Source organism: Syntrophobotulus glycolicus DSM 8271, assembly GCF_000190635.1.
GTDB lineage: Bacteria > Bacillota > Desulfitobacteriia > Desulfitobacteriales > Syntrophobotulaceae > Syntrophobotulus > Syntrophobotulus glycolicus.
Genome location: NC_015172.1, coordinates 3,340,918 through 3,361,429, shown reverse-complemented (window position 1 = coordinate 3,361,429; position 20,512 = coordinate 3,340,918). Strand labels below are relative to the sequence as shown.

The 20,512-nt window shown below is 42.5% G+C and carries 16 protein-coding genes and 1 riboswitch; of the genes, 12 read left to right on the top strand and 4 right to left on the bottom strand.

The genetic code is table 11. The annotated features are described in order from the left end of the window. The first annotated feature begins 12 nt into the window (after positions 1-12). Entirely contained in the window at positions 13-1,164 is a 1,152-nt protein-coding gene (locus SGLY_RS16605; protein WP_013626308.1) for a S1C family serine protease, read from the top strand. Between the two features lie 300 nt (positions 1,165-1,464). Next, on the top strand, positions 1,465-5,712 hold the full coding sequence (locus tag SGLY_RS16600) for a 2-hydroxyacyl-CoA dehydratase (RefSeq protein WP_013626307.1): 4,248 nt from the start codon (positions 1,465-1,467) through the stop codon (positions 5,710-5,712). 91 nt (positions 5,713-5,803) lie between these two features. Here SGLY_RS16600 and SGLY_RS16595 read toward each other — a convergent pair whose 3' ends face one another. Further along, positions 5,804-6,019 carry an alpha/beta-type small acid-soluble spore protein gene (locus SGLY_RS16595; protein ID WP_041444872.1) on the bottom strand — a complete coding sequence of 72 codons (216 nt, stop codon included), beginning with the start codon at positions 6,017-6,019 and terminating at the stop codon, positions 5,804-5,806. Between the two features lie 202 nt (positions 6,020-6,221). On the opposite strand from SGLY_RS16595, the gene SGLY_RS16590 reads away from it, so the two are divergent. The 8 genes from SGLY_RS16590 (at position 6,222) to larC (ending at position 15,486) form a co-directional block, all read left to right on the top strand. After that, positions 6,222-7,481 (top strand): HD domain-containing phosphohydrolase, encoded by a 1,260-nt coding sequence (locus SGLY_RS16590; protein ID WP_013626305.1) that lies wholly within the window; start codon positions 6,222-6,224, stop codon positions 7,479-7,481. Positions 7,482-7,551: 70 nt separating this feature from the next. Continuing rightward, positions 7,552-8,034: a 23S rRNA (pseudouridine(1915)-N(3))-methyltransferase RlmH gene (rlmH, locus tag SGLY_RS16585; RefSeq protein ID WP_013626304.1), complete on the top strand. Its 483-nt coding sequence runs from the start codon at positions 7,552-7,554 to the stop codon at positions 8,032-8,034. A gap of 98 nt (positions 8,035-8,132) precedes the next feature. Next, the gene (locus SGLY_RS16580; protein ID WP_013626303.1) at positions 8,133-8,852 is read left to right on the top strand and encodes a GntR family transcriptional regulator; all 720 of its coding nucleotides are present in this window, start codon (positions 8,133-8,135) and stop codon (positions 8,850-8,852) included. Between the two features lie 15 nt (positions 8,853-8,867). Further along, a complete protein-coding gene (gene deoC, locus SGLY_RS16575; protein WP_013626302.1) occupies positions 8,868-9,545 on the top strand; it encodes a deoxyribose-phosphate aldolase in 678 nt (225 codons plus the stop codon). A gap of 294 nt (positions 9,546-9,839) precedes the next feature. Further along, positions 9,840-10,901 (top strand): NAD(P)-dependent alcohol dehydrogenase, encoded by a 1,062-nt coding sequence (locus SGLY_RS16570; protein ID WP_013626301.1) that lies wholly within the window; start codon positions 9,840-9,842, stop codon positions 10,899-10,901. Positions 10,902-11,153: 252 nt separating this feature from the next. Then, positions 11,154-11,846, top strand: a complete 693-nt coding sequence (locus SGLY_RS16565) for a TMEM165/GDT1 family protein (RefSeq protein ID WP_013626300.1) — start codon at positions 11,154-11,156, stop codon at positions 11,844-11,846. Between the two features lie 142 nt (positions 11,847-11,988). Then, positions 11,989-12,077: riboswitch (cyclic di-GMP riboswitch) on the top strand. A 79-nt stretch (positions 12,078-12,156) separates the two neighbouring features. Further along, positions 12,157-14,280 carry a histidine kinase N-terminal 7TM domain-containing diguanylate cyclase/phosphohydrolase gene (locus SGLY_RS17300; RefSeq protein WP_013626299.1) on the top strand — a complete coding sequence of 708 codons (2,124 nt, stop codon included), beginning with the start codon at positions 12,157-12,159 and terminating at the stop codon, positions 14,278-14,280. Between the two features lie 30 nt (positions 14,281-14,310). After that, positions 14,311-15,486, top strand: coding sequence for a nickel pincer cofactor biosynthesis protein LarC (gene larC / locus SGLY_RS16555; RefSeq protein ID WP_013626298.1), 1,176 nt, complete (start codon positions 14,311-14,313; stop codon positions 15,484-15,486). Positions 15,487-15,549: 63 nt separating this feature from the next. On the opposite strand, the gene crcB is transcribed toward larC, so the two are convergent. Beyond that, complete coding sequence (crcB, locus tag SGLY_RS16550) at positions 15,550-15,924, bottom strand: fluoride efflux transporter CrcB (RefSeq protein ID WP_013626297.1); 375 nt, start codon at positions 15,922-15,924, stop codon at positions 15,550-15,552. 107 nt (positions 15,925-16,031) lie between these two features. Next, a complete protein-coding gene (locus SGLY_RS16545; protein WP_013626296.1) occupies positions 16,032-17,114 on the bottom strand; it encodes an SLAC1 family transporter in 1,083 nt (360 codons plus the stop codon). 242 nt (positions 17,115-17,356) lie between these two features. Between SGLY_RS16545 and SGLY_RS17295 the strand changes: the two genes are divergently transcribed. Then, complete coding sequence (locus SGLY_RS17295; RefSeq protein ID WP_013626295.1) at positions 17,357-18,433, top strand: GGDEF domain-containing protein; 1,077 nt, start codon at positions 17,357-17,359, stop codon at positions 18,431-18,433. 202 nt (positions 18,434-18,635) lie between these two features. Here the strand turns inward: SGLY_RS17295 and SGLY_RS16535 are convergent, their stop codons facing one another. After that, positions 18,636-19,010, bottom strand: a complete 375-nt coding sequence (locus SGLY_RS16535) for a response regulator (protein ID WP_013626294.1) — start codon at positions 19,008-19,010, stop codon at positions 18,636-18,638. 335 nt (positions 19,011-19,345) lie between these two features. Between SGLY_RS16535 and SGLY_RS16530 the strand changes: the two genes are divergently transcribed. After that, entirely contained in the window at positions 19,346-20,497 is a 1,152-nt protein-coding gene (locus SGLY_RS16530) for a THUMP domain-containing class I SAM-dependent RNA methyltransferase (protein WP_013626293.1), read from the top strand. Positions 20,498-20,512: the final 15 nt, after the last annotated feature.

Below are 20,512 nucleotides of genomic sequence, written 5' to 3'. Positions count from 1 at the left end.
GAGGCCGCCAGGATGGATAATTATAAGGAGAGTTATTACCGAAAAAAGCCCCCCCTGCTTATGCATATCCTGATTTATCTTTTATGTGCATTTTTTGGTGGCGTTGTTGCGGTGAAGGTTGCCCCAGCCATAGGGCAGGACAGCATTGGGACAGGTGATAAGGTTGTGCTGCATCAAGGCGAGACCCCCCCGATTACGGCAACAGGAACCGGTTCAACAGACCTTCCGGTGGTAAATGTTGCGAAAACTGCAGGACCGGCTGTCGTTGGCATATCTAATTTTCAATATGCAGGAAATATTTTTGGCGGCGCTAATGCGGGGCTGACTGAAGCGGGAAGCGGCTCAGGATTTATTATTGATGAGAAAAACGGATATATCGTAACCAATAACCATGTGATTGATGGATCCGAAAAGCTGATGGTCTCTCTCCACGATGGGAGAAATGTTGCCGGAACCTTGGTTGGAGCAGATCCGAAGACTGATTTGGCAATAGTCAAAATAAGTGATACCAGTAATTTGCAGGCAGCTCAATTGGGAGATTCCAGTGTGCTGCAGACGGGGCAGCCGGTTGTCGCGATCGGGAACCCGGGTGGAAAGGAATTTGCCAGAACAGTCACGGACGGAGTCATTTCAGCTACGGACCGTTTTTTGGAATTGCAGGGAGAGGCCAGTTTCAACTTGATTCAGACAGATGCGGCGATCAATCCGGGGAACAGCGGCGGGCCGCTGGTGAATTACTCCGGGCAGGTTGTGGGCATCAATTCGGCCAAATATAATCAAACCGGTTTTGAAGGAATGGGTTTTGCTATTCCCATCTCAGATGCTTTGCCGACAATCAAACAGCTGATCGAAAAGGGATATGCCAGTCATCCGGCCTTAATGGTGAGTATTGAAGCAAAGTACACAGAAGAATATGCCGCTTATAAAGGAACACCGGTCGGCTGCTATGTTTCCGGAGTCGAACCCGGCGGAGCGGCAGAAAAGGCTGGGATTAAAGCCGGTGATATCATCACCGCGATTAATGGAGCGGAAATCAGCAATTCATTGCAATTAACCCATCAGCTCTTCAAATACAATGTTGGGGATAAGATCTCGGTAAGTTATTACCGCGGCGGAAATAATCATAATACAGATCTTACTTTAGGGGAGCTGAAGTCGACCTAATGACCAATAGGCAGCTTGCTTCAGGCCTCTTAGATCGGGTAAAAAAATCAATATATTGAAGGAATACCGTCAGCGCTGAGGCTGGCGGTATTTTTTTGACCATTAAAGGTTTTTTAGCAAAATCATTTACTAAAATGATGAGAATAGACTATGATATAGGGGAGCTATGATAAAATTGCCACTTTAGCGCCCAATTAAATCATGCTACAATAATTACGGATAATTAAAAAGAGTATAAAAAAGTAATTATTTTTTAATTAGAAGGCTTTATTTTCGGCAAGAGGATATGAGGGAAGAAATATGACACAATTGCTTCATATGGGACTGGATGTTGGTTCGACGACAGTTAAAATCGCGATTCTCGATGAGAAGGACAACCTGATTTTTAGCCATTACCAACGTCATTATTCCGATATATTAAAAACGGTCAGCAGTCTTGTTCAAGAGGTATATCACAAATATCAATCGGCGGATATTACCGTAAATGTTACTGGATCAAGCGGTATGCTGATTTCCGAGCAGCTGGGAGTGTCTTTTGTGCAAGAAGTGATTGCCTGCGCAAAAGCTGTTGAAAAATACATTCCGCAGACTGATGTAGCCATTGAGCTCGGAGGTGAGGACGCTAAAATCACCTATTTCGGGGACTCTTTGGAATTAAGAATGAACGGGACTTGTGCCGGGGGTACGGGTGCTTTTATTGACCAAATGGCTATTCTCGTCAAGACTGATGCTTCCGGATTGAACGAGCTCGCTCAAGGACACCGGGAAATCTATCCTATCGCTTCCCGCTGCGGGGTCTTTGCCAAAACCGATATTCAGCCGCTCCTCAATGAAGGGGCGGCCAAAGAGGACATTGCCGTTTCAATATTTCAGGCCGTTGTAAACCAAACGATAGCGGGGCTTGCCTGTGGAAAGCCCATTAGAGGAAAGGTTGCTTTTTTGGGCGGACCGTTGTCTTTCCTGCCGGAATTGCGAAACCGTTTTATCGTAACATTGAGATTGGAGCCGGAAAATGTCATCGTACCGGAAAACGCCCAATTATTTGTGGCCAAGGGAGCGGCCCTTTCTTCCAAAGGTGAAAAGGCGGTCTGCCTGCAGAAGATTTATGACAGTCTGACTAATCTCAGTGTCGGATCTCCGGCCAATTCTTTTTTGAGGCCGTTGTTTAAAGACCAGCTTGAATACCTTGAATTTGAAGAACGGCATAGTCTGAACAAAGTCCGGAGAGGGTCTCTTCAGGAGACACGAGGGAATTGTTTTTTAGGGATTGATGCCGGATCAACAACAACCAAACTGGCCCTAATCGACCAAGAAGGCAAATTGCTTTATTCTCATTACGGCAGTAATGGCGGCAGCCCGCTCAATTCTACGAGGGAAGCATTACAGGCCCTGTATCAGGAGATGCCTCCGGAGGCTGCAATCGGCTGTGCCGCAGTGACCGGATATGGCGAAGCCTTGCTGAAGGCTGCCTTAAAGATAGATATGGGAGAAATTGAAACCGTTGCCCATTACAAGGGAGCAGAATTTTTTCTGCCGGGAGTACAATTCATTCTTGATATCGGCGGACAGGACATGAAATGCATGAAAATCAGGGATGGAGTCATTCACAGCATCATGCTCAATGAAGCTTGTTCCTCAGGCTGCGGGTCCTTTGTAGAGACTCTTTCCAAAACATTGAGTCTTCCTATTGAAGAGTTTGTGCAAAAGGGGCTTTATGCTGCTCATCCTGTTGATCTTGGAACCCGGTGTACTGTGTTTATGAATTCAAAAATCAAACAGGTGCAAAAGGAAGGCGCTGATCTCGGCAGTATAGCGGCCGGTATGTCTTATTCCATTGTCCGCAATGCGCTTTTTAAGGTGATCCGGGTGAACAAAGCTGCGGATATCGGTGAAAAAATTGTTGTGCAGGGGGGAACTTTTCATAATAATGCTATTCTGCGCAGCTTCGAACTGGAAACCGGGCACCAGGTCGTGCGTCCGGATATTGCCGGAATTATGGGCGCTTTCGGAGCAGCACTTTTGGCCAGGGACGGGTATGAGGAAGGAAAGGTTTCCACTATACTGGGAGCGGAAGAGCTTAGAGAGTTCACCAGTGAGATAAAAACAAAGCACTGCACAATTTGTGGAAACAGCTGTTTGCTTACGGTTAACCATTTTTCCGACGGTCGTGATTTTATTACCGGTAACCGCTGTGAACGGGGAAGCGGGATCATGATGGAAGCGGTCGGTATTCCCAATCTGTTTCAATACAAATATAAACGCATTTTTGACTACAAGCCTCTTGCTAAAGAAGAAGCCAGGCGAGGGGAGATCGGCATTCCGCGGGTGCTGAATATGTATGAGAATTATCCTTTTTGGTTTACCTTACTGACAGAGCTGGGATTCAGGGTGGTGCTTTCATCCCGGTCTTCCAAAAAAATATATGAAATGGGTATGGAAACAGTATCTTCGGATACCTTGTGTTATCCCGCAAAAATAACGAATGGCCATATTTTAGACTTGATGAAAAAGGGAATTAAGATTATTTTCTACCCATGCCTGCCCAGAGATGAGAAGGAATTTTCCGGAGCGAACAACAATTTTAATTGTCCTGTGGTGACTTCCTATCCGGAAGCGATCAAAGCCAATGTTGATGATTTGTCCGGAGCCGGAATCACCTATCTGTACCCCTTCCTGCCCATAGAAAGTATACCGCATATGAAAATCAGAGTTTATGAGGAATTCAGGCAGTTTGGAGTATCCCGGAAAGAGGTTGAGCAGGCTGTTGATAAAGCCTATGCGGAAAGAGAAAATGTACGCAGGGAAATATCGGAGAAGGGCAAAGAGACCTTGAGGCATCTTGAAGAAAATAAGCTGAAAGGGATTGTTTTAGCCGGGCGTCCATACCATCTTGACCCGGAAATCAATCACGGTATTCCGGAAATGATTACAGGTTTGGGTCTGGCTGTTTTAACCGAAGATTCTGTTTGTCAGCTTGGGGAGGTTGAAAGACCGCTCAGAGTGTTAGACCAATGGGTGTATCATTCCCGGCTGTACGCGGCAGCCAGTTTTGCAGCGACAAGAAACGACTTGGAGCTTGTACAGTTGAATTCATTCGGTTGTGGATTGGATGCCGTGACCACCGACCAGGTCCAGGAAATATTGGAACAGTACAGAAAGACTTATACTCTGGTTAAGATAGATGAGATTAATAATTTAGGGGCGGTGCGAATCAGGATCAGATCACTTTTGGCTGCGATGCGGGAAAGGGAGAAAAAAAATATTTCCCCTGTTAAATTATATGAGCATTCTCAAAGGGCAATTTTCACGGAAGAGATGAGAGCAGAGTATACCATTCTCTGTCCCCAAATGGCGCCGATTCACTTTGAACTATTGGAAGAAGCCACGAGACAGGAGGGGTATAAACTGGTCGTCCTCCCTGATGTCGAGCAAAATGTTGTGGAAGAAGGATTGCGTTATGTGCATAATGATGCCTGTTATCCGACAATTATCGTTGTGGGGCAGATTATGTCAGCTCTGAAGTCAGGGCGGTATGACCTGACCAGGACAGCGGTGATCATGTCACAAACAGGCGGGGGGTGCAGGGCCAGTAATTACATTGCTTTTATCCGCAAAGCACTAAAAGCAGAGGGAATGGAGCAGATACCAGTCATTTCTTTGAATGCCGGAGGCTTGGAGAGTAATCCGGGCTTCAAAGTGACCAAGGACCTTCTTAAACGTTGTCTGATGGCCCTCGTCTATGGAGATCTTCTGATGAGGGTGACTTATGCGGTTCGGCCTTATGAGGTCAATAAGGGAGAGACCAATCAGCTGCTGCAAAAGTGGCTGCGCGAGTTGAAGCCATCAATGAACAAGATAAGCAAGCGCCAGTTTCACCGCAATATTCGTGAGATCATTAAGGATTTTGATCACTTGGAAATCAGCAATGTAAGAAAACCCAAAATAGGTGTGGTCGGTGAGATCCTGGTTAAATTTCATCCTTATGCCAATAACTATATAGTGGATATTATCGAAAATGAGGGTGGAGAAGCCGTTGTCCCTGATTTGATCGATTTTTTCCTCTATTGCGCCCATGACGGGATTTACCGGCGGGAAAAGCTCTCCGGTAACATGAAAGGGGAGCTGATCAGCCGCTATTTGATTTGGCGTATAGAGAATTATCGCCGGATAATGAGACAGGCCCTGAGGGCCAGTAAACGCTTTTCTGCGCCTAAAACGATTTATGAGCTGGCCGGGATGGCAAAAGAAGTGATGCATCTTGGACATCAAAGCGGGGAAGGCTGGTTCCTGACAGCGGAAATGCTGGAGCTTATTCATAGTGGAGCGGGAAATATTGCCTGTTTGCAGCCATTTGCCTGCCTGCCCAATCATATTACAGGCAAGGGTATGGTCAGAGAACTGAAACGCCGTTATCCTCAGGCCAATATCGTTCCTGTGGACTATGACCCGGGAGCAAGCTATGTTAATCAGCTGAATAGAATCAAATTGATGATCTCTGTAGCATTCAACAATCTGAAGGCAGGGCAGAATATGCCTGCTGGTCATTAAAGTTTTTAAATGTGGCTAGAGGCCCGGCAGACCGGACCTCTAGCGATCAGGGGATCATCGATTTTACGCATTAATCAATCCTGATCCTTTGTTATATCTGGCTGATATTGTTTTTGGCATATTGGACCATCCGCCGTACCATTTCTCCCCCGATCGGTCCCCCTTCGGAACCGTTTTGTCTGGAAGAAACATCCCCCTTATAGTGGTCATTGTTTTCTCTGACAAATTCTAGCCTGCCCAGTTCTCTGGCCGCTTCCATTTTCAATTCTTGTAAAAAGCGTTTTTTTGCTTCACTTGTATTACTCATCATGTTCACCTCATCTTTATTATTTTCAAAAATAACGGATACTTACCTAGTAAATATTTGTACTGATTTTAAATAAAGGATATCTTGGTTATCGATAATGAGGCAGGCAAAAATAAACTAAAATCGTTTTTATCTGATCAACTGTAATGCAATAAAATAGATAGATCAAGATCATTTTTAATGAAGAATGGAGTAGAATTCTTTGTCATTAAATACGGCGGAAAAAATGATCCGCAGAATTTGGAGCTTCTCCCGCGCTCTGGACTTAGCGCTTGTTGATGATGAAATTAAACGCGGTTTAAAATTAAATATCGGCGAGAGGCATGGAGAAAGGGTTGGCTATATCAGTCTGAGAATTGGAATGATGATGGGATATAAGGGCAAGGATCTCCTTTTGTTGCTTATCGCGGGTTTGGTTCATGATATTGGAGCGGTCGGCTGTTTTATGGATTGTCACAGGGACAATCATGCGATGATGAAAGAACACTGTGAGCTCGGAGCCGAAATTGTCAGGAATTTTCCCGGCGGAGATATTTTGGAAACGGCGATAAAGTTTCATCATGATATTCCCGCTTTAAGTGAATGGTCTAAGATTGATCCGCTGAGTGATCCTCCGGTGATATCTCAGATTATTTCTTTGGCTGATAAGGTAGATCTCCTTATGGGCAGGAAAAATCATACCATTGCTGACAGACAGAAGCTGATCGGGAATGTTCAGGAGAGGATAGATCGGGAGTTCTACTCTCGACCGGCTCAAATGTTTATCCGTTTGGCAAAAGAAGAAGCGTTTTGGCTTGATCTTTTAGACGGTAACTTGCTGGACATATCGTTGAGGCGTTTGTTGGCCGGCCATGGAGAATTTGAGGTCCGGCTTTCGGATATTAATGATGATCTGTTTGGTGAAGAATTTGTTTGGGAATTAGCCCGCACTTTTGCTTTTTTAATTGACCGTAAAAGTGCTTTTACATCTTTGCATTCCCGGCGGGTAGCGGATATCGTATTGGCTTTGGCACAGAAGATGGAATTTGAACAGGAGAAACAAGAAGAAATCAAAATTGCCGGTTTGTTGCACGATTTAGGCAAATTGGCTATTCCCACCGCTATTTTAGATAAACCGGAGTCACTTGAGCCTGAAGAAATCAGAATAATTAAGGGTCACGCCTATTATACTTATAAACTGCTTACAGCAGCGGGGTTTCCGCCTAATGTTGTTGGTTGGGCTTCCTACCATCATGAAAGGCTTGATGGACAGGGATATCCTTTTTGTCTGGATTCTTCCGCTCTCGATATAGGAGCCCGCCTGATGACAATTGCTGATGTTTTTGTTGCTTTAACTGAGGACAGACCATACCGTAAAGCGCTGACACACAAAGAAGCAGTGAAAATTATGGAAAATGGAGCAGGGGTAATTTTTGATCCCCTTCTTTTGCATGCTGCTCAAAGTATCTTATCTGTATTTTAGAGATTAAGCCTTACGCTCCTGCTTTTACAAAAAGAGTCCGGAAAAGTTTAAAGCGAGGGGGGAGAGAACGATGCTTCAGGTCAAAATAACGGCTGTCGGAAAAATACGGGAGAAATATTTGCAGGACGGGATCAAGGAATATCTTAAGCGTCTTGGCGGTTATTTAAAGATCCAAATTGAGGAACTGGGTGATGAGCCATGTCCGGAGAAAAGCTTACAAGCCGAAGAGGAAAAAATTAAACGCAAAGAAGGGGATAAGATCCTCAAAACTTTAACAGCACAGGATTATGTGGTCCTGCTTGATCTTGACGGCAGCCAGCTGGATTCCGCAGGGCTGGCCGAATTTCTTGAAGATAAAGCATTACAGGGACAAAGCAGGATTTGCTTTGTGATCGGAGGATCACTGGGCGTATCTGATGAGGTGCGGGCAAGAGCGGATTTTCGCTGGTCATTTTCCAAGCTGACGTTTCCCCACCAGCTGATGAGAATGCTGTTGCTGGAACAGCTTTACCGGGCGTGCCGGATCAGCAGAGGTGAGCCGTATCATAAATAAAAATTCAGCATAAGACATCTTTTCTGCTTTGGACGGCTTATTCACCTGGAATGATTTTAATGTTAAGATTATGGTAATTGAAGAAAAGGGGCTATGCTATGAGCAAAATACCTTCATATAGGGCAATGTATGATCTGGTGAAAAACGACATTAAACAGGGTAAATATTTGATCGGAGAATTGCTTCCTACTGAATCTGAGCTTGAAAAGATTTTTCATGTCAGCCGTTCAACGGTGCGGCGTGCTATGGAATTGCTTGCACAAGATGGTTTGGTTTCAATTAAGCAAGGCCGGGGCACCACAGTGATGGACTTCAAAACAAAGCAGGATCTGAACAAAGTAACCTCTGTCACTGAATCGTTAAGGAGAAAGGGGTATATTGTCCGGACCAAAAGTATGTATATTGACACGGTTGGGGCAACGGAAAAATTGGCGCAAGAACTCCAAGTGATGCAGGGGGACTTATTGGCACGTGTGCAAAGAATCCAACTGGCTGATGAAAAACCTGTAGTGATCATGAAAAATTACATTCCCTACCATACAGTTCCCAATATTGAACAATATACGAATCAGTTTTCAGCGCTTTATCAATTTTTAGAACAAAAATATCAGATCGAGATTGACGCGGCAAAAGACAAAATATATGCAAAGCCTGCTGATTTTACAGATTCAGAAATGCTTTGCGTGGCTCCGGGTACTGCCCTTCTTTGTATCCGCCGAATTTGTTATAAAGATCAAAAACCTGTTTGTGTCGATCAAGTCAGTATCCTTGGAGATCAATATGAGCTTGAGGTTTCTATGAGCGGGCGCTACAAATAAGAGGGAGATGGCAGGATGAAAAATTTATCTGTATCTGATCTTCCCAGAATAATAGATATCAGCTGTGTAAAATCTCATCATAGGCTGGAAGAAATCGATAAAATGATTGCTGCTGCCAAAACGCATCAATTTATTTGTATTTTTGCTTTGCCCAGTTTCACAGCATATTTGATTGAACAATTAAAGGATGAACCGGAGATCATGGTTGGCGGGACCGTAGGATTTCCGTCCGGATGTGATACAACCGCCGCCAAGGTTTTTCAGGCGAAGGAATTGCTAAATATGGGCTGTGATGAGTTGGATATGGTGATTAATATTTCTCAGCTTAAATCCCAAAATGATGAGTTTGTTTTTCGGGATATCAAAGCAGTGACGGATGTTGCGGAAGGAAAACCTGTCAAAGCAATTCTTGAAGTGACATTGCTCACTGATGAAGAAATCGTAAGGGCCAGTAAAATCGCTATGGAGGCGGGAGTTTCTTTTATCAAAACAAGTACAGGATGGCTCCCGGAACCGACTACAGTTCGTCATATTAAACTGATAAAGGCAGCAATTCAAAATAAAACTAAAATTAAAGCGGCAGGTGGAATCAGAGATTTGAGTATACTGCTCGAAATGATGGAGGCGGGATGCAGCCGTTTTGGAATTGGACTGTCGTCTGCAATTAAAATTATGGAAAAGGCCCGCGGATAATAAAGAAAATCAGAGGACTGGCTCAAAAAATTTTGATTTTGGGTTCGGTTCTCTTTGTATAAGCGGATGTCCAAAGAACAAAAAAAGCTTTTTGGACATCCGCTTTATTGCCCGAAACATTATTATGTATCAATAAATATAAGCTGAAAATAACGAGATGACAGCGAAATAAAATCTAAACATTATGTATTATAATAATAAATTATAAATTGACTACTTAAACATTATAGATTATAATAGGAATAAATGAACTTGTGAAATATAACACAAAATAAGTTAAAGGAGTGGTTTATTATGAAGGGTTTTGCAATGTTAGGGATAGGACGTACGGGTTGGATTGAAAAGGAGAATCCCGTCTGTGGACCGTTAGACGCCATTTGCCGTCCAATTGCTCTTGCGCCGTGCACCTCTGATGTACACACAGTTTGGGCCGGTGCAATTGGAGATCGTCATGATATGATTCTTGGTCATGAGGCTGTCGGAGAAGTTGTCGAGGTTGGATCGCTGGTCAGAGCTTTTAAAGCGGGGGATAAAGTCATTGTTCCGGCGATTACTCCAGACTGGAATTCATTGGAGGCTCAGGGCGGCTATCAGATGCACTCCGGCGGACTGCTTGCGGGATGGAAATTTTCCAATTTCAAAGATGGCGTATTTGGAGAGCTGTTTCATGTAAACGACGCAGACGGAAACCTGGCTTTGCTGCCGAAAGGCATGGATCCTGCTGCGGCCTGCATGCTTTCTGATATGGTGCCGACGGGACTTCATGGCGTCGAACTTGCCGATGTCCAATATGGTGACAGTGTCGTGGTTGTTGGAATCGGTCCGGTGGGACTGATGGCGGTAGCAGGAACGGCCATACGGGGTGCGTCCCATATTTATGCCGTCGGATCTCGGCCCAATTGTATTCAACTTGCTAAAGAATACGGTGCTACCGATGTGATTAATTATCGCGAAGGTGATATTGTCGAGCAAATTTTGGCAAAGACAGAGGGGAAGGGTGTTGATCGAGTTATTATTGCGGGCGGAGATGTTGATACCTTTGATCAGGCAATCAGGATGCTGAAGCCAGGCGGCAGAATAGGGAATGTGAACTACTTGGGAGAAGGTGACTATATTAAGATTCCTCGTACGGAGTGGGGCTGCGGGATGAGTCATAAGGCGATTGCAGGCGGCTTAATGCCCGGAGGAAGATTGCGGATGGAAAAACTGGCTTCTCTTATGGAAACAGGAAGAATAGATCCAGGCAAGCTTGTTACGCATCATTTTGTAGGTTTTGAAAAAATTGAACAGGCTTTGATGCTGATGAAAGATAAGCCTAGAGATTTAATTAAACCGGTTATTACCATCGAGTGGTAACAAAGCATCAATGAATATGCTATTGACATGTTTTTCATGAACATAGTAAAATAAAGCAGTTAAGAGGGAGTAGTTATGAACTGCAGGGTCAACATACTGATGGATTAAACATCTGGCCATGCAACCTTTAAGGTTAACGAGACTTTTGACATAATCCGGGTTAAATCGGGTTATGTTAAAAGTTTTTTTATTTTTCAGCCTTTAAATAAAGAAGAACGGGACACAATAAGACAACTGAAAGGATGGACAAAAATGAACGGAACGATCTTGGCTGCTCTGATATCGGCAGGAGCGGTAACTCTGGCCGAAATGGGGGATAAAACGCAGCTTCTGGCGATGGCCTTTGCCACCAAATACAAAGCGTCAAAAGTATTGATCGGAGTCTTTATTGCAACGATCTTAAATCATGCCGGGGCAGTGGCCTTAGGCACTTTCATTACAAGGTATGAGGCAATTAATATCTGGGTTCAGGCCATTGCTTCCTTGTCTTTTATTCTTTTTGGCTTATGGACTATTCGCGGGGATAAGTTAGAGGGAGAAGACAAAAGAGAGACACGTTTTGGAGCCGTGGCCACAGTGGCCATAGCTTTCTTTATTGCGGAGCTGGGAGATAAGACTCAATTGGCTACAATTGCTTTGGCAACTAAATTTCCGGCCAATCCGTTTGGAGTCCTGATCGGCACAACCACAGGGATGCTTATTGCGGATGCGATAGGAATAGTTGTGGGAGTGGTCATGTCCAAAAAAATTCCTGAAAGAACAATCAAGCTGGTTTCTGCCGCCGCTTTTATCTTTTTCGGGCTGATCGGAAGCTACCAGGTGGCTTATCATAAGCTGCATCTGGCTCCCGCTCAAACCATAGCCTCTCTTTTGGGACTCATCTTGCTGACCGGTTTTGCCGCTTATTATCTGATGACAAAAGGGGACGCTAGCGGGAAAAGGTAATTTTTCCGGGACAGGATATTGTCCCGCAAGCGGCATAAAGTAAAAATAGAAAAATAAAACAAAAAAGGAAGGAAAAATTAAAAATAAGTCGAAATATAAAAATTGAAAAATAATGAATGCCAATTTTTAATAAAAAGGGTTGGAATATTAAGGGCAAACCTGTGGAAATGCAGGGACGCAAAGCTATGGGTCTAAAGATATGAGAGTATCAATGACTGCCAGGCCGCTATTAAGGCCGGCAAATAACAGCTTGCAGAGCTGTTATTTATTTTGAGAGTATTCCCTTGGTTCAATATGGGGGGTATAAAGGATGTTTAAACTTTTATTGATTTATACGGCTTTATTAATCTATCTGGGAATGGGAGTTTACGCGTATATTATCGGCAGTAAATCCAAGCTCAACCTTCTATTTGTAAGAATGAGCCTATTGTTTACGGGCGGCACATTAGTGGAGCTGTTTTTGCTGAATGTGAGTGAGCCCCAAATATATTATTTTCTGGTTCGGGTTGGAGAGTTAACCTGGCTGAATTATCCCGGACTGCTTTTGAGCATGGCACTGATTATCGGGCATAAAGAAGAGTGGGGCAATACTGTCGGCAAAAGATCAATGATTTTTTTGCCGGGAGTATTATTAAGTTTATACAACATTTTCATTAATACCTTTGAGAACAGGGCAACAGTCATTCCGGAAATTTTTTGGTGGCTGGAAATCATCTATATCTATATGTTTGATCTCATCAGTTTGGTCGTAATATGGAAATGGCGACAAAAATCTAAAGTGGCCAGAGAAAGAAAACAAATCAGGATTTTGTTTTCTTTCGGCATAATCACTTTACTTCTGACCTTATTTAATGATCTGGTTCTTCATTATACCTTGCGATATTCATCCTACTGGGATTATGTTATGTTCCTGATTCTCATCTTTGCAATTTTGTATACCAGTATCAAGTATAAAATGCTTAATATTTCCGCATTAATTTCCCCGGAGGATATCGTTGATAAGATCACGGACGTAGCAATCATTACTGATCCTCTGGGCAATATTTTAAGAATTAATGAAAGAGGCAGTCAATTATTAGGGTATGAAAAAAATAAGCTTGCCGGAAGTAGATTAGAACAAATCATTGAGGTTAAATTTAATGATTTATGGCAGAAGGCGGCAAAGGACAAACAGGTCTTGATTGAAGAAATCAACGGAAGGACTTATTTTGGCACAAAGATTCCGATCAGTCTTCATGTTTCCATCGTTCATGATCAGGCAGGGGACGCTGTCGGCACGGTAATGATTTGTCAGGATAAATCTTTGATCAAGGAGCTCCAATCTGAAATCAAAGAACGCAAAGAAAAAGAACGTGAATTAGCTTATATCAGCCTGCATGATCCCCTGACAGGTATCCTGAACAGGAATTCTTTTGAACAAAATTTGGTTAAGCTGGAGAGCGGTATTTTTAGTCATTATGGAATCATCATCTGTGATGTTGATGGCCTGAAATTGATTAACGATACATTAGGACATGAAGTAGGAGACAAGATCCTGATTGCCGCGGCTCAATCCATCAAGCAGTCCACCACTGCCGGAGAACATTTATTCCGGATTGGAGGAGATGAGTTTGCTGTACTTGTTTATAATGAGTCGGAAGAATATGTCAACAGTATCTGCAGAAAAATTATGAATTGGGCAAATGAGTACAACAGGGAAAATCCTCAGCTGCTCTTAAATATTTCTATGGGCTATGCTGTCTGTAATAACAGAAACAAAAAAGCGAACGAACTGTATAAAGAAGCAGATGATCATATGTATCGAGAGAAGCTGAACCATATTAATAGTGTCAGAAATAATGCGGTCAAGGCATTAATGAAGACCCTGGAGGCCAGGGATTTTATTACAGAAGGACATGCCGACAGGATGAGAAATATGGTCATGGAATTAGGGAGGTATCTTGGCGTACCGGAAAATAGAATAAATGATCTGGACCTATTGGCCCAGTTTCATGATCTGGGCAAGGTTGGAATATCGGATAATATTCTCTTTAAGCCTGCTGCATTGACAGAAGAAGAAATGACGGAAATGAAAAGGCACAGTGAAATAGGATATAGAATCGCACAATCCCTGCCGGAGCTGAACAGTATCTCAAAGTACATCCTTATGCATCACGAAAGATGGGATGGAGCAGGATATCCTTTAGGGATCAAAGGGGAGGCGATTCCTCTGGAATGCAGAATTCTATCCATCATTGATACATATGACGCGATGACAAATGACAGGCCTTACCGCAAAGCAATGTCTAAGGATGAGGCGATAACCGAAATCACAAAAAATTCCGGGACCCAATTCGATCCCTTTCTGGTATCAAAATTTTTGGAAATGATGGATAACAGGATAGTGGAGACAAAGCTAAAAATCACAGAAAGTTCCACCTGTGTTATAATGTGAAGAAGAAATCAAGAAGGAGTGCTTCTTTAGATGCGGATACTTTATTATGATTGTTTTGCGGGAATTAGCGGGGACATGCATCTTGCGGCACTTCTTGACCTTGGGGTGCCTGAGGAGTATTTGCTGAAGGAATTGGCTAAGCTGGGGCTGGCAAATGAGTATCAGTTTCTGGTCAGGAGAGATGAACGCGGAGGGATATGCGGAAACAGGGTTGAAATCCTGAGCATATGCGAGATAGACGAGGGCAAGCAGCGCCATTACGGAGAAATCAGGGAAATCATCAAAAAAAGCAAGTTAACCGAGTATGTTCGGGATTTAAGTCTGGCTATGTTCACCCGGCTGGCTGAAAGCGAGGCCAAAATTCACGGAACCACCATTGAAGAGGTGCATTTTCACGAGGTAGGCGCAATAGACTCTATCATTGACATTGTCGGGGCGGCCGTTTGTCTGGATTATCTAAAACCGGATAAAATATTGTCCTCCAAAATAGAGCTTGGCGGCGGCTTTGTTGAGTGTGCCCATGGAATACTTCCTGTGCCGGTGCCTGCTGTATTGGAGCTGCTTTCAGGGGTTCCGGTAACTTCGGGGAAAGTGATGAAGGAAACAACCACGCCAACGGGTGCTGTTATCTTAGCGGAAAATGTCAATGCCTTTGCAGATAAAATAGATTTTGTTATAGAGAAGACAGGATATGGTTTAGGCAAAAGGATTCTAGAGATTCCTAATGCACTTAGAGTCTTATGGGGCCGAAAACAATCAGCTGAAGAAAACTATATTTTGGAGATCAATATTGATGATATGAATCCGGAATACTTTCCGTACGTTGAAGAGGAGCTTTTTTCTTGCGGAGCATTGGATGTCTTTAAGACACCGATCATCATGAAAAAGGGACGACCGGCGGTCAAATTGTCGGTTCTTGCCAGGGAAAAAGATTTAGAAAGCCTCACTGAAATTGTTTTTCGGGAGACGACGGCGATAGGATTGCGTAAATTTCCTGTGGAGAAAGTAAAGCTTGAACGCCATGTCGAAGAAATAAATACTGTTTTTGGCCTTCTCAGGGTCAAATTTTCCAGCTATCAGGGAAAGGTCATTAAATATAAGCCTGAATATGAAGATTGCAAAAAGCTGGCAAAGCAAAATCATGTTTCTATTGGAAGTATACAAGCGGAGGTTTGCAGGATCATAGAAAACAGGAACCGTCCGTAAAAAAGATGATGAGATTTACGACGGCACTCGTTGCACTTTATAATAGAACAAAAGACTTGACGGTTAAAGAAGACGGGCCAGATGGATACCCAGCATTACACCGATTATGGAAAGAAAAACACTGCCGAGGATATAAAAAAGCGCTGTGGAATACTGACCGCTTTCAAACAGATTAAATGTTTCGTAGCTAAAGGTTGAAAAGGTTGTATAAGCTCCTAAAAAACCTGTACAGACAGCCAATCTCCAGATAGGGTCGAGATTGGTTTTTTCCATAAAATAAAGGTTAAGAAAGCCTAAGAAAAAAGAGCCTGTAAGGTTAATGATGAAGGTATGTAACGGAAAAGCATGGTTCCATTTCTGTGTGATCCAAATTCCGAGCTGAAAGCGGGTCAAAGCACCCAAGGAGCCTCCCAGGGCAATGGCGAAAAAGTTATACATTTAAACAGCCCCCTTAAGATAGGTTTTTAAAAATGAATCAATAAAGTAAGATTGAATCAGGCAAGCAGGATGTTAATATGATTTTTTAGACTAATGTGAACGAGAAGTTAGTGGTTGATCGGTGTTCCCAGAAAGATTTTCCCTGAAAGGACATTTCTTAAGGTGTAAAAGGAGGTAAGCAGCCATAGACTCAGGAGAAGAATGGTTAAGAAAAAGGTATAGCCGATGGTAAGCGGAGAAGAGAAATAGGCTGTTATTTTCTGGCTGCTTATGGTATACGCAGCTAAGGGGAAAATGAAAGCCCACCAACCTAAGTTGAAAGGGATCCCTCCTCTGCGAATCTGATAGATGCAGATGATCGTAATGATCCCGACAATCCAGACTCCGAATCCCCATATTATGGCGGCACCGATGAAGAGAAGGTCAGTTGACTGGAGCAGGCCCATATGATGAGAATTATTTGCGGTATCCAAAATGGCGATAACGGCAAGGCCGACTGCGCTTAGAAATATACCGAAGGAAGGAGTAGTCTCTGAGGGGGGTAAAGGATGTTGAATAAGGCGGACAAAAATCACGGCGCTGATAAAAAGAAAGAGAAAAAAACCGATGCCCAGAAGAATGAGATTCGTCATGAAAACAGACATGGCCCAAGCTGGGCGAAGGTCTATTGTTAAAGCAAGAACCGGATTGCCGTTCAAGAGAACAGCCATATTCGCGATTGGAGCCATTATCCAGGAAAAATTCATGGTCTCCGGTAAGGGAGAAGCCTCATCCCGGATAATTTTAAAGGTTGTGAAAAAGGTAAAAAAAGTTACCCCCAAAATGGAAATCAGCCAAAGAACGAAAGTTATGGTGAAAAGTGAAGTCCGGCTAAAATGGGGGTTCCATATGAGGTGAAGGTTTGTGCCCAAAATTGTTGTGGCCACAGCCATTGTGACAAAAAAATTGGATTGAATAGGGTGACGGAGGTCTCTGGTAACATAGGGGAAGTACAGAAACCAGCGAAGAAGCCATAGCAGCAGGACGATAAAATAAAGGGAATCAGCTAAGAAAGCAAAAGCCATGCCTAGATATCTACAGAAAGGGAAAGTAGTCTGCCATAAAAATATAATATTGCCCAGGCCGCCGGTGCCCATAATAACGGCAAACCAACCTGGTGCAAAATACTTAACCGGATGAAATTCTTGCATAAGCATACCTCAAGTCTAAAAATATACTAAAGTATAACACAGATCAACGAAAGGAGAAATGAACAATATGTATTTTTGTGGAAAAGATGAGGCCGAATATTATTGAATATTTGAATTTCTTCATCTATAGTATTACATAGATATAGTATTACATGGAAAAGTAAACGTGGTTTATCTTTTGTTTTAACGGTTTTCATATGATCGAGTCATAATAATGAGGATTTTTTTAAGGAGTTTAGTGGATGCCGAAGAAAAAGAATAAATACCGTCAAGTGATGGATTTTTTAACAGGCAAAGAGAAAGATGTGGATTTCAAAAATGTAATGCAGAATTTTTGCTTGTTGATGGCGGTAATTTTATGGATTAATTTTTGTATTTTTTCTTTGCTGATCTATCCCAATCATCCAAACTTAATGATTTCAATAGCCGCCGCCTTTTTTCACACCAGCGTATTTTGGCTTTCCAGGTTTTTAGGGAAGCAGTATTTAGCGATATTGCTGATGGTCATATTTGACAATTTTCTTCTTACGCCGGCTCTTTGGTTTGCGAATGGCGGAATTTCAGGATTTACACCATATTTAAGTATGGTATTTGCGGCAATTACAGTTGTGTTTCTCAACGGAAAATTAAAAAGCAGGTACAGCATCAGCTATTTTCTTGTTCTTTTGAGCTTGATCACGATACAGGGTTTGTATCCTGATTCGGTCTATTTTCCTGTCTCCAGGTTACAAGGGTATTGGGATAAGGCTATTTTTTTCCAAATGGTGTTTTTCTTTATTGCAAATTTGCTTTATGTTTACTCGGAAGAGTATAATCGAATTCACAAAAAAGCTGTGAAGCTGTCTCTGACAGATGAAATGACGGGACTGTACAATTGGCGTTTTGTTAGAAATCATATCCAAAAGGATTTAAATAAATCGATTAGAACAGGAGTGCAGTGTTCCGTACTGATGATCGATATTGATAATTTTAAGATAATTAATGACAGATATGGACATCAGGCAGGGGATAAAGCGATTAAAATGATTGCGGGTATCCTAAAGACCAGTGTCCGTAATATAGATATTGCCGGACGTTACGGCGGGGATGAGTTTTTTGTCTTATTGCCCGAAATTAATGCTCAGGCTGCGGAGACAATTGCCGAACGTATCAGAAAAACAGTTGAAGAGACTTTCCTAAAGGATGGAATGCCTTTAACGGTCAGTATTGGAGTGGCTGATATTCAAGGGAGCACCTTGGATGAGATCTTCCGCAATGCGGACAAAAATATGTATAAAGCTAAAATTGCAGGTAAGAACAAAGTACTCAGGGTTGGATAAGAACCGCGTTTTGTGATTTGAACAGTATCGGTCCAAAATAAATAATTCGGGCTGGGAACGCCTGGTGACGGAATGATAAGGACTTTTCTCGGCACTGGAGAAAAGTCCTTATCGTTAGGGATTAAATTAGCTTTGATCTTTTCATGAAAGATTATTCGGGAAGAATAAAAATACGATATGTTAAAATTAAAACAAGAAGCGATTATCCAGCAGAATGATATAAATGCCGATTAATAATGTTTAAGATTTTTTCCAAAATAAATGGTTTTTTAATTAAACAACAAAAGTTTTCAGATTTGGGAAATTCGATGAGGTCGACAATGGAACCGGTCATAATCACGATAGGAATATGCCTGTACCTCTGATCCTCAAAAACCTTTCCAACAAATTCACATCCATTCATGAGCGGCATGGAATAATCCGTAAGAATAAAATCAGGAATAGGATTGTGATGCAATCTGCTTATGGCAGCTAAAGCGTTTGGAGCAGACATTACTTCATGGCCATTAGCTGTAAGGAAAACTTTGAGTATATTTATTATGCCATCATTATCATCGACAATTAATATTCGAGACACTGTTCAACCCTCCTTGGTTAATATTTCCATAAAATGCAACCTCAATAAGTATACTATATCATTTGGAAAAAAATGTTGATCCTTGTCATATGTCAAAAAACTTTTTCCGGAAGGATAACAATAGGAAATAACAATAAAATTTTAAGAGAATAAAAAAAATACAGCAAAGAAAAGCTTGTAAAACCTAAAAAATTATAGCAATATTTGTCATAAGAAAAAAAGAAGGTGTAAAATATTAAATTGTAAAGACTTCAGGCGGCGATCTCATTTATACCAAAGCAGAGATCCTGATTATTTGAGGTACAAGAATATAAGGGACAGGTGGAGAAGATATTGTGGCAAAGATTGAGTTAATTGCAACTTCGGCATTCGGTCTTGAAGCGATTGTAGCAAGGGAAATTGCCGCTCTAGGCTATGAACGGGTTAGAGTGGATAATGGCAAAGTCTATTTTGCCGGGGATGAGTCGGCGATTTGCAGGTCCAATTTGTGGCTGCGCAGTGCGGACAGGGTGCTGATCAATATGGGCGAATTTGAAGCAAAAAGTTTTGAAGAGCTTTTTCAAAAAACAAAAGCCTTGCCTTGGGAAGAATGGCTGAATGGTGAAGCCTGTTTCCCTGTTGACGGAAAATCGGTCAAGTCTAAGTTATTTAGTGTTTCTGATTGTCAGGCAATCGTGAAAAAGGCTATCGTCGAGAGATTGAAAGAATGCTATGGGATCAGCTGGTTTGAGGAAACAGGACCTGTTTATCGTATTCAGGTTGCTCTGCTCAAAGATAAGGCTACCCTGACGATTGATACATCCGGTAAAGGATTACATAAAAGAGGATACCGTGAGTTGGCAGGAGAGGCTCCTCTAAAGGAAAGCTTAGCTGCCGCCCTGATCAGTTTAAGCCGCTGGAAGCATGACCGTGCCCTGATTGATCCGTTTTGCGGAACAGGGACAATCCCTATTGAAGCCGCAATGATCGCTCAGAATAGAGCCCCGGGGTTAAAAAGAGATTTTGCGGCTGAGTCATGGCCGCAGATCAGCCCCCAACTATGGATAAAAGCTCGGGAAGAAGCTGAAGATCTGTGGCAAAGGGAGCTTCCTCTGAATATTTTTGGTTCGGATATTGATTCTAAGGCTTTGAGCCTCGCTCGAATTCATAGTCAAGAAGCAGGATTTACGGGAAAAATCTTTTTTCAAAGGCTTCCGGTGAAAGAGATTGGTTCGCGATTTAAATATGGGCATATCATTACAAATCCCCCCTATGGGTTAAGGCTGAATAAGAATGAAGAGGTTGAAAACAGTTATCGGGAATTGGGGGGAGTATGGCAAAAGCTTGAGACATGGTCCCTTCATGTGCTCACTGCGCTGCCTCAGCCTGAATTATATATCGGAAAGCGCTGGGATAAAAGTCGCAAACTATATAATGGAAGAATTGAATGTCATCTTTTTCAGTTTTTCGGGCCTAAGCCTCCTTCCCGGCAGAAAAGCGAAGAATAAAAATAATTATTCTTA